Consider the following 15,107-nt stretch of genomic DNA (forward strand, 5'->3'; position numbering starts at 1 on the left):
AATCGGCCACAGGCGAGGCCGTCCATCCTTCGAGACGCGCGCAAGAGCGCGCTCCTCAGGATGACGGGTTGGTATTGATGCGAACGCGTGCGTAAGCCGGCGTGACACTCTGCCGGGTCCCCTCACCGCTGCCAGTTGCAGATCCCGCCGGTGCGGCACGGCCAGGTCTGGATCCTGGTGTCGCGGGCTTCCGCATTGAGCGGGTTGGAATGCCGGCGCGCGAGCTTGGCGCGGGCGGGAACGTGCGCGACCGCGCGCTTCCGCTCATGCGGCGCGGTCTGACGAGGCTCCCTCGCCCGGGTCGTCCGTACGGGCTTTTGCTGCTCGACCTTCGGCTCCTCGACCTTCGGCTCGACGGCTGCGTGCTGATCCGGACCGTGATCGGCCTTTGCCTCGACCGGAACCGGCTCGAACTGCGCCGGCGGCCCAAGCGGCTTCGGCGACAGCACGGCGCGGGAGAGATCGAGGCTGAAGAACTCGCTCGGGCGGTATTCGTCGCCCAACGCCACGCCGCCCAGAGCCAGGGACGCGGTCCAAACGGTTGCAACGAAAACGCTCTTCAGGACCGTCAAAAGGGCCTCCTGAAATCACTCGAACAGAACAGCCATGATGTAGGGACCCGGCCGCGCGAATCCAGCCGCAGGTTGCGGCCAGGGTCATCGGTCAACCAAGGCAGCCGTGGAAAGTTCCACCATGCCCCGTTCCGATGCAATCGGAACTGGGCTCCGGATTCTTGCTCTGACGCGTTTTCTTCACGCGATCCGGTAGCCACTTCGCTCGAAAACGCTTTGGCCTATTCCGCCGCCTGCGCCAGCGGCTGGCCGATCGCGCGCTCCAGCCGCGCGCATTCGGTGCGGTAGCGAGCGACGTTGCCTTCCTTGACGTGGCCATAGCCGCGCACGAGGTCCGCGGCCTTTGCCAGCGCCACGAGGCGCGGCAAATCGAGCGGCTTCTTGCCGTCGAGATGACGCAGGATCATCGCCGAATACTCGACCGGCAATGCGCGCTCCATCTTGCGCTCGGCGGTATAGCCGAAGATGTCGAACGCGGTGCCGCGCAGGCCCTTCAGCCCCGCCAGCAGGCCGAACGCCTTGAAGATCCACGGTCCGAATTCGCGCTTCTGCAAGCGCCCGGTGACGGGATCGCGCTGCGCCAGCAGCGGCGGCGCCAGCAGGACCTTCAGACCGGAATTGCCCTCGAACTGTTCCCGCAGCGCCTTGCTGAACTCGCCGTCGGAATAGAGCCGCGCGACCTCGTATTCGTCCTTGTAGGCCATCAGCTTGAACAGGCCTTTTGCAAAAGCCTCGGTCAGGTCCTGCGAACCCGGCGCTGCCGCCGCTTCAGCTGTGCGAACGCGCGCGACGTCGTCGAGATAGCGCTTGGCGTAGGCCGCATCCTGATAGTCGGTGAGGAATTTGGCGCGGAACGCGATCGCCTCGTCGAGCGTCTTCTTGGCTGGAGCAGCACCTGCGCTCTTGAAGCGCGCAGCGCTGACCACGCGCTGCAGATCGTGCGCGGCAAGCCGGCCCCACGAGAACGCGGTCTTGTTCATCTCGATCGCGGCGCCGTTGAGCTCGATCGCCTTCAGGATCGCTTCCAGCGAGAGCGGGATCGCGCCGCGCTGGAACGCGAAGCCGAGCATGAAGGCGTTGGTCGCGATGCTGTCACCCATCAGCGCGGTCGCAAGCCCGGTGGCATCGAGGATGTCGAGATCACCCGGCGTTACCGCGCCGTTCAGCGCGTCGCGCATCGAGCTCGCCTCGAAGTCGATATCGGGATCGATCACGAAGCTCGCGGTCGGCAGCAAATCGGCGTTGACGACGGCGCGGGTGACGCCGCGCTCGGCGCGGCTCAGCGCCGGCACGCTGGTGGCGACGACGAGGTCGCAGCCCAGGATCAGATTTGCATTGCCGGGCGCGATGCGGACCGTGGTCAGCATGTCGGACGCGGGCGCGAGCCGGACATGGCTCATGACCGCGCCGTTCTTCTGCGACAGGCCGGTGAAGTCGAGCGTCGAGCAGGCGAGCCCTTCGACATGCGCGGCCATGCCGAGCAGCGCGCCGATGGTGATCACACCCGTGCCGCCGATACCGGTGATCAGGATGTTGTAGGGCGCGCTCAGCGCGGCCGCGGGCGGCGCCGGGAGGTCGGCGAACAATGCCTTGGGATCGGCGGCGGTACGGTCGGCCTTGCGCAGCTTGGGATCCTGCACCATCACGAAGCTCGGGCAGAAGCCCTCGATGCAGGAGAAATCCTTGTTGCAGTTCGACTGGTCGATGCGGCGCTTGCGGCCGAGCTCGGTCTCCAGCGGCTGCACCGAGACGCAGTTCGACGCCACCGAGCAGTCGCCGCAGCCTTCGCAGACCCGCTCGTTGATGAAGACGCGCTTGGCCGGATCGGGAAACAGCCCGCGCTTGCGGCGGCGGCGTTTCTCGGCGGCGCAGGTCTGGTCGTAGATCAGGACGGTGAGGCCCTCGATCTCGCGCAAGGTGCGCTGCACGGCGTCGAGCTCGCGGCGATGGTGGATGGTGGCGCCGGACGGGAAATAATTGGCGGGATATTTGTCGGGATCGTCGGAGACGATCGCCAGCTTCTTGGTGCCCTCCGCCCAGACCTGATGCGCGATCTGCGACACGGTGAAGCCGCCTTCGGCGGGCTGACCGCCGGTCATCGCGACCGCGTCGTTGTAGAGGATCTTGTAGGTGATGTTGACGCCGGCCGCAGCCGCCGCGCGCAGCGCCAGCAGACCCGAATGCGTGTAGGTGCCGTCGCCGAGGTTCTGGAACACGTGCTGTTCGCTGGTGAACGGCGCCTGCCCGATCCAGCTCACGCCCTCCGCGCCCATATGCGAGATGGTCTGGGTGTTGCGGTTCGGCACCGACAGCGCCATGCCGTGACAGCCGATGCCGGCCATCGCGCGGCTGCCCTCGGGGATCTTGGTCGATGAATTGTGCGGGCAGCCCGAGCAGAAATACGGCGTGCGCGACAGCTTCGCGGCGCCGGTGCCCTCGGCCGGGCGATCGAACGCCTCGAGCTTGGCCAGCCGCTGCTCCAGCAGCGGGCTGCGGTGGCCGAGCTTGCGCAGCCTCGCCACCACGGCTGCCGCCACCATGGTCGGCGTCAGCTCGCCCTCGCTCGGCAGCAGCGGCGCGCCGCTCTCGTCGCGCTTGCCGACCACCGACGGACGCTTCGACGCGTCCATATTGTAGAGGATGCGGACCAGCTGGTCCTCGATGAAGCCGCGCTTCTCCTCGACCACCAGCACGTCCTGCAGGCCCTCGGCGAAGGCGCGCGCGCCATTTGCTTCAAGCGGCCAGGTCAGGGCCACCTTGTAGATGCGCAAACCCAGGTCCTGCGCCTCGGCATCGGTGATGCCGAGATCGGCGAGCGCCTGGCTTAGATCGAGATAGGCTTTACCCGTCGCCATGATACCGAGCCGCGCCGGCTTGGAATCCAGCACGATGCGGTCGAACCGGTTGGCGCGGGCGAAGGCGGCGACCGCCTCCATCTTGGGCCCGTGCAACCTGCGCTCGGCCTCCAGAGGCGGATCCGGCCAGCGGATCGAGAGCCCGCCCGGCGGCATCTCGAAATCGTCGGGCATGATGATCTTGATGCGATCGGGATCACTGACGATCGAGGCCGAGCTCTCCACCGTCTCCGAGATCGCCTTGAAGCCGACCCAGCAGCCGGAATAGCGCGACAACGCGAAGCCGAGGATGCCGAGGTCAAGATAGTCCTGCAGCGTCGCCGGATTGACGACCGGCATCAGCGCCGAGGCGAACACCTGCTCGCTTTGATGCGCCAGGGTCGAGGACTGGCAGCCATGATCGTCACCTGCCAGCGCAATTACGCCGCCATTCGGCGAGGTGCCGGCCGAATTGGCGTGCTTGAGTGCATCGAGCGAACGGTCGACGCCGGGGCCCTTGCCGTACCAGATGCCGAACACGCCATCGACCTTGGCGCCGGGGAACATGCCGACCTGCTGGCTGCCCCACACCGCGGTCGCCGCCAGGTCCTCGTTGAGGCCGGGAACGAAGGCGATGTCATGCTCTTTAAGGAAAGATTTCGCCCGCCACAGCGCGTGGTCGTACATGCCGAGCGGCGAGCCGCGGTATCCGGAGATGAAACCCGCGGTGTTCAGCCCGTGCGCGCGGTCGCGTTCGCGCTGCAACATGGGCAATCGGACCAGAGCCTGGGTACCGGAGAGGAAGATTCGCTTTGTGTCCAACCGGTACTTGTCGTCCAGTCCAACGTCCATCAACGCCATCAGTCTCACGCTCCCCGTAGATCCGTCGCGCCGGCCCGAACCGGTCTCATTGTCGTGCGCATGATCATGCATCAGCATGCACTGATTTTGTTATGCATCAACAGCCCCGTTTCCATGGCCGCAGCACATATCTCGTTGTTGCGTGTGCGAGGTCTAGTTGCTCTGCGAGGCCTTGTTGCTCTGCGAGGCCTTGCCGAACCCTGGCATCTTTGAAACGGTGGCGCGCAAAGGGAGACCAAGGATGATTAAAGTCGAATCCGCGTTCACGACGGAAATCGTGGAAAAGGACAATCTGCTGGTGGGTCCCTGGCGCAGCCCGAAGCAGATGCTGCAGGCCCAGACCTACGACTCCCACGCTTCCATTCACGACGATGCAACCGCCCAGAAGCTCGGCTTCCGCGGCGGCACCATCGAGGGACCGACCCATTTCAGCCAGTTCGCGCCGCTCGGCGAGCGGATCTGGGGCCGCGCCTGGTTCGAGACCGGCTGCCTGTCCGCGCATTACCGCAATCCGGTGTTCGAAGGCGAAGAAGTACAGGCCCAGATCGAGAAGCCGAAGCCGGGTCAAACCGTGTGCGAGATCGGGATGATCAAGCGCGACGGCACCGAGATCCTGCGCGGCACCGCCTCGATCGACGGTGACGGCAGCGAGACGGCGCTGAGCCGCCGGCTCGGCGAATTGAAGCCGCTGACCGATCCCGTGATCCTCGCCGACATCAAGGTCGGCATGAAGACGCCCCGGCAGGCGATCAAGATGGATTTCGACCAGAACATGGGCGACCTCTATCCGTTCTCGCTCGCCGACAAGCTGAAGGTGATCACCGAGCCTTCGGATGGCTACTACGCGCAGGAGTACAATCCGTGGGGCCGCGCCATCATCCCGATGGAGATGCTGAGCGTGCTGTTCCAGTACCGCGCCCGCGAAGACCGGTTGCCGGTCCGCGGCCCCGCCGTCGGACTGTTCGCCGATCAGGAGATCCGCCTGCTGCGCGGGCCGCTATTCCCCGGCGAGACCTATTGGGTCGAGCGCGAGGTCGTGGCGCTCTCCGGCAGCAAGCGCACCGAGAGCATGTGGGTCCGCTCGACCGTGTTCGATGCCGACGACGCCGTGGTCGCGACCATGCTGCTGAACGGCGCCAGCATGAAGGACTCCTACGCCAACTATGAGCGCGAGCACAAAGCGCTCTACGGCTGAAGCGACAGCCGCCTCGTTCCGCAAGCCGCCAAACCAAGGACAACAACAATGGCCCGCCTGCCCTATCTCGAAGCCGATCAGGTCGCCCCCGAGTATCGCGACATGCTCAAGCGCAATACCAATCTGCACAAGCTGCTGGTGAACTCGCCGGACATGGCGCGTGCCTTCAACGGCATCGGCGGCTATATCCGCTTCAAGAGCAAGCTTGACCCGCGGCTGCGCGAGCTGGCGATCCTGCAGGTCGGCTGGCTGGAGAAATCCGAGTACGAGTTCACCCACCATGTGAAGATCGGCAAGGAGTTCGGCGTCACCGATGAGGACATCAAGGGTCTGATGGCAGAGACCGACGACAAGCCGTCGCAGCTCGAACCCCTGGCGAAAGCGATCCTCAGGGGCGCCCGCGAGATGGTGCGCGAGCTCGCGATGTCGGAGGCGACCTTCGCCGAGATCAAGCAACATCTCTCCGACGAGCACATGACGGATCTCGTGCTGACCATCGCGTTCTACTGCGCGGTGGTGCGGGTGCTCGCCACCATGCAGATCGACAACGAACCCACCTACAAAGAGGTACTGCAGCAGTACCCGATCCCGGGAGTGAAGTGACATGCGCCTGCAAGATCGCGTCGCCATCGTCGTCGGCGCCGGCCAGAGCCCCGGCGAAGGCATCGGCAACGGCCGCGCCACCGCGCTGACCTTCGCCCGCGAAGGCGCCAAGGTGCTGTGTGTCGATCACAATCTGGCGTCGGCGCAGGAAACCGTCGACCTGATCGCGGCCAAGGGCGGCATTTCAGTCGCCTTCAAGGCCGACGTCACCAGGAACGCCGACATCAAGGCGATGGTGGCGGATGCGCATGGCCGCTGGGGCAGCGTCGATATCCTGCACAACAATGTCGGCGTCAGCCTCTCCGGCGGCGATGCCGAACTGCTCGACATCACCGAGGAGGCGTTCGACCGCTGCGTGGCGATCAACCTGAAGAGCTGCATCCTCGCCGCCAAGCACGTGATCCCGATCATGCGCCGGCAGCAGCGCGGCTCGATCATCAACATCTCGTCGATGGCCGCGATCACGACCTACCCTTACGTCGCCTACAAGGCGACCAAGTCGGCGATGATCGCCTTCACCGAACAGCTCGCCTACCAGAATGCGCAATATGGCATTCGCGCAAACGTGATCCTGCCGGGGTTGATGAACACGCCGATGGCAGTGGACACCCGCGCCCGCGAATTCAAGAAGAGCCGCGCCGAGGTCGAGGCCGAGCGCGACAGCAAGGTGCCGCTGCGTCACAAGATGGGCACCGGCTGGGATGTCGCCAATGCCGCGCTATTTCTCGCGTCCGATGAAGCGAATTTCGTGACCGGGGTCACGTTGCCGGTCGATGGCGGCGCAAGTGTGCGGCGCGGTTAATCGAGGCGATTAACCTGTGTGACAATTCGGGATTAATCACTGTGACGAAATCACGCGCTGTTGCGCCGCAATGATTCGAAAAAATTGAAGTATTCCAATGACACGGCGTTGTGACGGCGTGTCCACATAAATCGAAATCCTGACTCGTTGTGGTCGCACGAAATTCATCTGCGCTCTGTATCTCGCACGCCAAGAACTTCTGGAGTGCCTGGACCAATGAGCGAAGAATTCGAACTCAGACCCGATCAGTGGGATGCGCTGAAAGCGCTGCGGGCTCCCGCAGCAAACCCGTCACGGCTGAACCGGTTCGCCGTCGAAAGCCTGATCACGCTCGGTTATGTCGCAGTACGAGGCGACGCGTTTGAGCTGACGCCCGCGGGCCGCAAGGTGCTGGTCCGCGGTTCGTCACTTCTGCTGCTCGATATCGCAGCCTGATTCCCTTCAAACTGAAACGAACGAGAACTCCAGTTTTGATTCGATCAAAACCGTAGCTCTCGTTTCTTGTTTTGACGCGTTTTCTTCACGCGAACCGGTATCCACTTCGCTCGAAAACGCTCTGCCACACGCGGCATCATGCCGCGTGTGCTTTTCCGGGGATGGTCGCCTCGCCGTGCTGCGTCAACGGCTTCATGCCGGTGACCGTGCGCAGCAGCACATAGAACACCGGCGTCAGGAACAGGCCGAACACCGTGACGCCGATCATGCCGGAGAACACCGCGACGCCCATCGCGCGCCGCATCTCCGAGCCCGCACCGGTCGACAGCACCAGCGGCAGCACGCCCATGATGAACGCCATCGACGTCATCAGGATCGGCCGCAGCCGCAGCCGGCTCGCCTCGATCGCGGCTCTGATCGGTGAGCGGCCGGCGAATTCGAGCTCGCGCGCGAATTCGACGATCAGGATGGCGTTCTTGGCCGACAAGCCCACCAGCACGATCAGGCCGATCTGGGTGAAGACGTTGTTGTCGCCCTTCGACAGCCAGACCCCGAACATCGCGGCCAACAGCCCCATCGGCACGATCATGATGATCGAGAGCGGCAGCGCCAGGCTCTCATAGAGCGCGGCGAGCACCAGGAACACCAGGAGGATCGCGAGCGGAAACACCCAGATCCCGGAATTGCCGGCGATGAACTCCTGATAGGTCAGGTCGGTCCATTCGAAGGCAAAGCCAGGCGGCAGCACTTCGGCCGCGATCCGCGTCGCTGCCTCCTGTGCCTGGCCGGAGGAATACCCCGGTGCGGCAGCGGCGTTGATATCAGACGACAGGAAGCCGTTGTAGCGGATCGCGCGCTCCGGCCCGGCACTCTGGCGGACCTTCAACAACGCCGACAGCGGCACCATGTCACCGGACGACGAGCGCACCTTCAGCTGCCTGATGTCGTCGGCCCGCGCGCGGAACGGCGCGTCCGCCTGCACATAGACCGAATAGGTGCGGCCGAATTTGTTGAAGTCGTTGACGTAGTAGGAGCCGAGATAGATCTGCAGCGTGTTGAAGACCTCCGTCACCGGCACGCCGAGCTGCAACGCCTTGGTGCGGTCGATGTCGGCGAACAGCTGCGGCACGTTGACCTGGAAGCTCGAGAACACGCCGGCGATCTCCGGCGCCTTCTGCATCGCCGCCATGAACGCCTTGGTGGCGTCGTTCAGCGCCTCGTAGCCGAGGCCGGCGCGGTCCTCGATCTGCAGCTTGAAGCCGCCGATGGTGCCGAGGCCGTTGACCGGCGGCGGCGGGAACATGGCGATGAAGGCATCCTGGATGCCGGCATATTTCTTGTTCAGCGCCGCCGCGATCGCCGGGCCGCTCAGCGAGGGATCCTTGCGCTCGTCGAACGGCTTCAGGGTCGAGAACACGATGCCGGCGTTGGAGGAGTTGGTGAAGCCGGAGATCGACAGACCGGGGAACGCCACCGAGCTTTCGACACCGGGCTGGGTCAGCGCGATGTCGCTCATCTTGCGGATCACTTCCTCGGTGCGATCGAGCGTCGCGCCATCAGGCAGCCGGGCAAAGCCGACCAGATACTGCTTGTCCTGGCCCGGCACGAAGCCCGACGGCACCTGCTTGAACAGCACGCCGGTCAAGCCGATCAGCAGCACATAGAGACCGATCACCACGGCCTTGCCGTAGATCACCTTGGTGACGGTGCGGCCGTAGTTCGCGGACGACTTGGTGAAGACCTTGTTGAAGCCGCGGAAGAACCAGCCCAGCGACCTTTCCATGACCCGGGTCAGCCAGTCCTTCGGCTCGTGATGCCCCTTCAGCAGCAGCGCCGACAGTGCCGGCGACAGCGTCAGAGAGTTGATCGCCGAGATCACGGTCGAGATCGCGATCGTCAGCGCGAACTGCTTGTAGAACTGTCCGGTGAGGCCGGAGATGAAGGCGAGCGGCACGAACACCGCGATCAGGACCAGCGCGATCGCGATGATCGGGCCGGACACTTCGCGCATCGCCTGGTTGGTGGCATCGCGCGGCGACAGGCCGGATTCGATGTTGCGCTCGACGTTCTCGACCACGACGATGGCGTCGTCGACCACGATGCCGATCGCCAGCACCAGTCCGAACAGGCTGAGCGCGTTGATCGAGAAGCCGAACACGTGCATCACCGCGAAGGTGCCGACGATCGACACCGGGACCGCGATCAGCGGAATGATCGAGGCGCGCCAGGTCTGCAGGAACAGGATCACGACCAGCACGACCAGCGCGATCGCCTCGAGCAGGGTGTGAATGACGGCCTCGATCGAGGAGCGCACGAATTGGGTGGGATCGTAGACGATCTGGTACGATACGCCCTCGGGCATGTTCTTCTTGATCTCGGCCATCGTCGCGCGGACATGGTCGGAGATCTCCAGCGCGTTCGAACCGGGCGCCTGGAAGATCGGGATCGCGACCGCCTGCTTGTTGTCGAGTAGCGAGCGCAGGCCGTATTCGGAGGCGCCGAGCTCGATCCGGGCGACGTCACGCAGCCGCACCACCTCGCCGGCCGAACCGGTCTTGACCACGATGTCGCCGAACTGCTCCTCGGTCGACAGCCGTCCCTCGGCGTTGACCGAGAGCTGCAGGTCGAGGCCCTTGACGCTGGGCGAGGAGCCGACCACGCCGGCGGCGGCCTCGACATTCTGCGCCTGGATCGCGCGCACCACGTCGCTCGCGGTCAGCGCATGCTCGGCGGCCTTCTGCGGATCGACCCAGACCCGCATCGAATAGTCGCCGGCGCCATAGAGCTGGACGTCGCCGACGCCGTCGATCCGCGCCAGCCGGTCCTTGACGTTGAGCACTGCGTAATTGCGCAGATACGTCATGTCGTAGCGGTTGTTGGGCGACAGCAGATGCACGACCATGGTGAGGTCGGGCGAGCTCTTCTTGGTGATGATGCCGAGCTGGCGCACCACGGCCGGCAGGCGCGGCTCGGCCTGCTGTACGCGGTTCTGCACCAGCTGGGTCGCCTTGTCGGGATCGGTGCCGAGCCGGAACGTCACCGTCAGCGTCATCGCGCCGTCGGTGGTCGCCTGGCTCGACATATAGAGCATGCCTTCGACGCCGTTGATCTGCTCCTCGATCGGCGTTGCCACCGTCTCGGCGATCACCTTCGGATTGGCGCCGGGATAGGTCGCGCGCACCACGACCGACGGCGGCACCACGTCGGGATATTCCGAGATCGGCATCGCCACCAGCGAGATCAGGCCGGCCAGGAAGATCAGGATCGATAGCACGCCGGCGAAGATCGGCCGGTCGATGAAGAATTTTGAGAGATTCATGGCTCCGCCCCCGCGTGCAGCGCCTAGCGCTGCACGACGTGCTGGTTGGTTTCAGTGGATGCCTGCTGCATGCCGCGCGCGCCCATCTCGGCGACTTCCATCTTCAGAAGTGCGCCGGGGCGCACGCGCTGCAGGCCGTTGACGACGATGCGGTCGCCGGATTTCAGGCCGGCGGTGACGATCCGCAGGCCATCGACCGCGCCGCCGAGCGTGACGGAGCGATAGACGGCGCGGCTGTCGTCGCCGACCAGCATGACGAACTTCTTGTCCTGGTCGGTGCCGACGGCGCGCTCGTCGATCAGCACCAAGGTCTGCTGCTTGGGCTGGCCCATGCGCACGCGGGCGAACTGTCCGGGGATCAGGCGGCCGTCGTCGTTCTTGAACACGGCGCGGACGCGGATCGTGCCGCTCTGCCCGTTGACCTGGTTGTCGATCAGCTGGATGTGTCCCTTGGCGCTGAGGCCGCCCGAGGTCACCATGTCGACCGGGATCTGATCGAGATTGCCGCGCTTGCCGGAGGCATCCGCGATCGAGTTCAGCGCGCGCAGCACGACTTCCTCGTCCGCATCGAAGCTCGCATAGATCGGATTGACCGAGACCAGCGAGGTCAGGACCGGCGACGACGTACCCGCCGCGACGAGATTACCGACGGTGACCTCGATCCGGCCGACCCGGCCGTCGACCGGTGCGCGGACCTCGGTGTAATCGAGATTGAGCTTTGCGGTTTGCAGCGCGGCTTCAGCGGCCTTGACGTTGGCGATCGCCTCGCGATTGGCATTGTCGCGCTGGTCGAAGTCGCGCTTGGTCACAATATTGTTGCCGACCAGCTGTGCGCCGCGCTCGACTTCGCTCGTGGTGAACACGACGCGGGCCTTGGCCGCCTCGAGCTGCGCCTGGGCGCGGTCGACCTCGGCCGCGTAAGGCGCGGGGTCGATCTTGAACAGGATGTCGCCGGACTTCACCAGCGCGCCCTCGGTGAAGTTGGCCGAAAGGATCGCGCCGGCCACGCGGGGCCGCAGCTGGACGCGGTCGACGGCCTCGAGCCGGCCCGAGAAGTCATCGAACAGGGTGGTCGGCCGCGGCTGGATCACGGCGACCGTCACCGGCACCGCGGGTTCGGGCGCGGCGGCGGTCGCGGTTGCCTGCGCGGCATGGAAATGATGGCCGGTCGCGATCGAACCGGCGACGGCCAGGGCGCCAAGGATCGCGACACCGCCGACGACGCGTCGGAACCGGCCGGAACGGGGATTTTGGGTTGACGAGGGCATTCACGCGCTCCAGATATCTGTAGTGTTCGCTACAAATGTGGAGCTGGACGCCGGTTCGCAAGATACTTATGTATCAAGCGCTACGAATTATTATCTCATTCATGGGGAAATGGGAAGTCACGGGAAAAACATCACGTGCAACAAGAGGATAAGCCAGGGACGATCCGTCACAGAAACGGCACCCGGCTTACGGAGTAACGAGAAATGGGAATGGGACGCCCCCGCGCCTTCGACGCGGACGCCGCCTTGGACCGCGCCATGGACGTGTTCTGGCGCCACGGATATGAGGGCGCGACCATCGCGCAGCTCACCGAGGCGATGAGCATCAATCCCCCGAGCCTCTACGCCGCCTTCGGCAGTAAGGAAGGCCTGCTGAAGGCTGCGCTCGACCGCTACACCGAAAAGCGCGACGCCTGGATGGACAGGGTGGTCAGCGCTGCGACCGCGCACGAGGTCGCAGAACGATTTCTGATGGAGCATGCGGACGCCCAGACCGACCCCGCCAACCCGCCCGGCTGTCTGCTGGTCCAGGGCGGCCTTGCCTGCGGCACCGGCTCGGCGAATGTTCCGTTCGAACTGGCGGCGCGCCGCACCCGCACCGAGGACCAGTTGCGCGAACGCTTTGTCCGCGCCAAGGCCGAACATGACCTCGGCGAGAGCGTCGATCCGGCCACGCTTGCGCGTTATCTCTCCGCGGTGACATCGGGCATGTGCGTGATGGCCTCCTCGGGCGCGAACCGCGAGACGCTGCGTGAGATCGCGGCGGTGTCGCTGAAGGCGTTCGAGGAGCAGACGAAGCCCTGAGCCACCCTAGACATCACCACATCGTCTGCCGCGCGCGCTCCGGCCATTCACGATCGTACTTCTCGCCGCCGACCGTGTGCTCGCTCATCTCGGCAAGGATCTGGCCCGGCGTCGGCAGGATTGCCGGATCGATTCGCTTGTCCGGATTCCACAGGTCGGAGCGCACGATCGCGCGGGCGCACTGGAAGTAGATCTCCTCCACGTTCATCACGATGACCGTGCGCGGCGCCTTGCCTTCCATCTTGAAGGAAGCCAGCAGCTCCGGCTCGGCCGTGACATAGGCGCGGCCATTGACGCGCAGCGTGCTGCCCGAGCCCGGGATCAGGAACAGCAGCCCAACGCGGGGATCGCGCACGATGTTGCGCAGCGAATCGCAGCGATTGTTGCCGCGGCGATCCGGCATCATCAGCGTCTTCGCATCATGGATGCGCACGAAGCCCGGCAGGTCACCGCGCGGCGAGCAATCGAGCCCCTCGGGCCCCGAGGTCGCGAGCGACACGAACGGCGATTTCTCGATGAGCACACGATAGAGCGGCGTCACGTGATCGGAGACCTTCACGGTCGACGCGTCGTTCGGGAAGCCGTAGATCGCCTCAAGCTGCTCGATCGTAGAGATCACCGACATCAGTGCTGTTCTCCTTTGTGGCTAGTCGTGGTTATTCGTCCCAGCGTTCGCCCTTGATGATGCGGACAAGCTGTCGCGCGTGATATTCGGCGGTGCCGGAATTGACGATGGTGAAATCGGGTGTCGAGGTGCTTTCGTCGACGGTGCGGGCCAGCCGCTGCGCGAGCAGGCCGTCGCTGCTGCGGGCCCGCGCGGCCAGCCGTGCCGCCAGCACGTCCGGCGGCGCCGTGACCAGCACGACGATGGCACTGGCATAGTTGCGGCGCGCCACCGCGATCACCGTGCGCGAGACGTTCGCGATCACGGTGCGTCCGGCACGGATATCGTCGTTGATGGCCCGCGACAACGCATAGCGGTGGCCGTGCGCTTCCCAATGCATGGCATAGTCGCCGCTAGCTGCCGCGTGCTGGAAGGCCTCCGCGCTGATCTCCTCATTGTCTTCCGACGCCGAGGCCTGGCGCGTGATCAGGCGGCGGGGAAACACGATCCCGCGATCATCGGCGCAGGCCGCTTTCGCGAGCCCAAGCAGCGTATCCTTGCCGGCGCCGCTCGGGCCGACCACCAGGATCAACCGGCCCGGCCCGATCGCAGCGCGCTGCTCGGCGATCACGGACGCATCGGTCACGCGACCCTCCCCCCTTCGCGCCAGACGCTGCGCACGACAGGCAGGTCACGCGCGACGTGCACGCGGATCAGGTCGGCGCGCCGGCCGACAGCGATCTCACCGCGATCGGAGAGGCCAACCGCTTCGGCCGGCGTCTTGGTCACGGTGCGGATGGCGGAGGCAAGATCGATCGCCGGCACATGCCGCGGCAGTTGCAGCGCCGCCATCAACAAGCTCGACGGGATGTAGTCCGATGACAGGATATCGAGCATGCCCTCATTGGCGAGATCGACCGCCGCGATGTTGCCGGAATGCGAGCCGCCGCGCACCACGTTCGGCGCGCCCATCAGGATGTCGATGCCGGCGGCGTGCAGGCCCCGCGCGGCTTCCATCGTGGTCGGGAATTCCGCGACCGCGACCTTGTCGTTGACGGCGTCGACCACGTTCTCGTCCGTGGTGTCGTCGTGGCTCGCCAGCGGGATCTTGTACTCATGCGCCAGCGCGACGATCGCGCGGGTGTTTGCGACCGCATATTCCTTCTGATAGGCGAAGCGCCGGGCGAACAGCACGTCGAGCTGGGCGTCGGTCATGCCCCCACCCTTGCCGCGGTAGTAGTCGCGCAGCTTGACCTCGTCGCGGAACTGGCGCTGGCCCGGCGTATGGTCCATCAGCGACATCAGCCGCACGTCCGGCCGGTCGATCAGCTCCTTGGCCTCAGCGACGACGTCAGGCATCGGCACCTCGCAGCGCAGATGCAGGAAGTGATCGGCGCGCAGCAGGTCCTCCTCACGCGCCGCCGAGATCGCCGCCGCCAGCACGCCGGCGCGGCCATCGACGTCCTCGGCGCCGTCCTCGCGCCAGACCCGCAGCGAGTCCAGCACGGTGGTGATGCCTGAGGTCGCGAGCTGCCCGTCATAGGAGATCACAGCGGCGACCGGGTTCCAGAACACCTTCGGCCGCGGCACGTAGTGCATCTCGAGATGGTCCGTGTGCAGCTCGATCAGCCCGGGCATCAGGAGATCGCCGCCGGCATCCTCGGCCGCCTCGGGCGCCCTGCCCTCGCCGAACTCCGCGATCTTGCCGTCAGAAATCGCGACCCAGCCCTGCTCAATCACGCGATCGGCGAGGACCAGCCGGGCGTTGCCGACGATGGTGTCTTGCTTGGCGGTCATTTCAAACGGTCCT

12 protein-coding genes are annotated in these 15,107 nt (G+C 65.3%); 5 read left to right on the forward strand and 7 right to left on the reverse strand.

Annotated features, from left to right (window positions below):
• Positions 1 to 122 precede the first annotated feature (122 nt).
• Positions 123 to 509 carry a hypothetical protein gene (locus tag FBZ93_RS07680; RefSeq protein WP_146985387.1) on the reverse strand — a complete coding sequence of 129 codons (387 nt, stop codon included), beginning with the start codon at positions 507 to 509 and terminating at the stop codon, positions 123 to 125.
• Positions 510 to 793: 284 nt separating this feature from the next.
• Positions 794 to 4,267, reverse strand: a complete 3,474-nt coding sequence (locus tag FBZ93_RS07690) for an indolepyruvate ferredoxin oxidoreductase family protein (protein WP_146985311.1) — start codon at positions 4,265 to 4,267, stop codon at positions 794 to 796.
• 241 nt (positions 4,268 to 4,508) lie between these two features.
• On the opposite strand from FBZ93_RS07690, the gene FBZ93_RS07695 reads away from it, so the two are divergent.
• From FBZ93_RS07695 to FBZ93_RS07710, 4 genes are all read left to right on the forward strand, one after another.
• Positions 4,509 to 5,462: a hypothetical protein gene (locus FBZ93_RS07695; protein WP_146985312.1), complete on the forward strand. Its 954-nt coding sequence runs from the start codon at positions 4,509 to 4,511 to the stop codon at positions 5,460 to 5,462.
• Positions 5,463 to 5,510: 48 nt separating this feature from the next.
• On the forward strand, positions 5,511 to 6,065 hold the full coding sequence (locus FBZ93_RS07700; protein ID WP_146985313.1) for a carboxymuconolactone decarboxylase family protein: 555 nt from the start codon (positions 5,511 to 5,513) through the stop codon (positions 6,063 to 6,065).
• Between the two features lies 1 nt (position 6,066).
• Entirely contained in the window at positions 6,067 to 6,867 is an 801-nt protein-coding gene (locus FBZ93_RS07705; protein ID WP_146985314.1) for an SDR family NAD(P)-dependent oxidoreductase, read from the forward strand.
• A 216-nt stretch (positions 6,868 to 7,083) separates the two neighbouring features.
• Positions 7,084 to 7,302: a hypothetical protein gene (locus tag FBZ93_RS07710; protein WP_050423097.1), complete on the forward strand. Its 219-nt coding sequence runs from the start codon at positions 7,084 to 7,086 to the stop codon at positions 7,300 to 7,302.
• A 136-nt stretch (positions 7,303 to 7,438) separates the two neighbouring features.
• On the opposite strand, the gene FBZ93_RS07715 is transcribed toward FBZ93_RS07710, so the two are convergent.
• Positions 7,439 to 10,621 carry an efflux RND transporter permease subunit gene (locus FBZ93_RS07715; protein ID WP_146985315.1) on the reverse strand — a complete coding sequence of 1,061 codons (3,183 nt, stop codon included), beginning with the start codon at positions 10,619 to 10,621 and terminating at the stop codon, positions 7,439 to 7,441.
• Positions 10,622 to 10,644: 23 nt separating this feature from the next.
• The gene (locus tag FBZ93_RS07720) at positions 10,645 to 11,889 is read right to left on the reverse strand and encodes an efflux RND transporter periplasmic adaptor subunit (protein ID WP_146985316.1); all 1,245 of its coding nucleotides are present in this window, start codon (positions 11,887 to 11,889) and stop codon (positions 10,645 to 10,647) included.
• A gap of 204 nt (positions 11,890 to 12,093) precedes the next feature.
• On the opposite strand from FBZ93_RS07720, the gene FBZ93_RS07725 reads away from it, so the two are divergent.
• Complete coding sequence (locus tag FBZ93_RS07725; protein WP_146985317.1) at positions 12,094 to 12,693, forward strand: TetR/AcrR family transcriptional regulator; 600 nt, start codon at positions 12,094 to 12,096, stop codon at positions 12,691 to 12,693.
• 13 nt (positions 12,694 to 12,706) lie between these two features.
• On the opposite strand, the gene FBZ93_RS07730 is transcribed toward FBZ93_RS07725, so the two are convergent.
• From FBZ93_RS07730 to FBZ93_RS07740, 3 genes are read right to left on the reverse strand one after another with little or no spacing between them, the layout of a single operon-like run.
• Positions 12,707 to 13,318: a pyridoxamine 5'-phosphate oxidase family protein gene (locus FBZ93_RS07730; RefSeq protein ID WP_146985318.1), complete on the reverse strand. Its 612-nt coding sequence runs from the start codon at positions 13,316 to 13,318 to the stop codon at positions 12,707 to 12,709.
• 31 nt (positions 13,319 to 13,349) lie between these two features.
• Complete coding sequence (phnN, locus tag FBZ93_RS07735) at positions 13,350 to 13,943, reverse strand: phosphonate metabolism protein/1,5-bisphosphokinase (PRPP-forming) PhnN (protein WP_146985319.1); 594 nt, start codon at positions 13,941 to 13,943, stop codon at positions 13,350 to 13,352.
• Positions 13,940 to 15,094: an alpha-D-ribose 1-methylphosphonate 5-triphosphate diphosphatase gene (locus FBZ93_RS07740; protein ID WP_146985320.1), complete on the reverse strand. Its 1,155-nt coding sequence runs from the start codon at positions 15,092 to 15,094 to the stop codon at positions 13,940 to 13,942. Before FBZ93_RS07740 ends, phnN begins: the two co-directional genes overlap by 4 nt.
• Positions 15,095 to 15,107 lie beyond the last annotated feature (13 nt).

Source organism: Bradyrhizobium macuxiense (assembly GCF_007993935.1).
GTDB classification, from domain to species: domain Bacteria; phylum Pseudomonadota; class Alphaproteobacteria; order Rhizobiales; family Xanthobacteraceae; genus Bradyrhizobium; species Bradyrhizobium macuxiense_A.

Bases quoted from the DNA above. Each gene is read 5' to 3' on its own strand.
- FBZ93_RS07710 (WP_050423097.1), top strand. From the start codon at position 7,084: ATGAGCGAAGAATTCGAACTCAGACCCGATCAGTGGGATGCGCTGAAA.
- FBZ93_RS07700 (WP_146985313.1), top strand. From the start codon at position 5,511: ATGGCCCGCCTGCCCTATCTCGAAGCCGATCAGGTCGCCCCCGAGTAT.
- FBZ93_RS07690 (WP_146985311.1), bottom strand. From the start codon at position 4,267: ATGGCGTTGATGGACGTTGGACTGGACGACAAGTACCGGTTGGACACA.
- FBZ93_RS07720 (WP_146985316.1), bottom strand. From the start codon at position 11,889: ATGCCCTCGTCAACCCAAAATCCCCGTTCCGGCCGGTTCCGACGCGTC.
- FBZ93_RS07705 (WP_146985314.1), top strand. From the start codon at position 6,067: ATGCGCCTGCAAGATCGCGTCGCCATCGTCGTCGGCGCCGGCCAGAGC.
- FBZ93_RS07740 (WP_146985320.1), bottom strand. From the start codon at position 15,094: ATGACCGCCAAGCAAGACACCATCGTCGGCAACGCCCGGCTGGTCCTC.
- FBZ93_RS07725 (WP_146985317.1), top strand. From the start codon at position 12,094: ATGGGAATGGGACGCCCCCGCGCCTTCGACGCGGACGCCGCCTTGGAC.
- FBZ93_RS07730 (WP_146985318.1), bottom strand. From the start codon at position 13,318: ATGTCGGTGATCTCTACGATCGAGCAGCTTGAGGCGATCTACGGCTTC.
- FBZ93_RS07695 (WP_146985312.1), top strand. From the start codon at position 4,509: ATGATTAAAGTCGAATCCGCGTTCACGACGGAAATCGTGGAAAAGGAC.
- FBZ93_RS07715 (WP_146985315.1), bottom strand. From the start codon at position 10,621: ATGAATCTCTCAAAATTCTTCATCGACCGGCCGATCTTCGCCGGCGTG.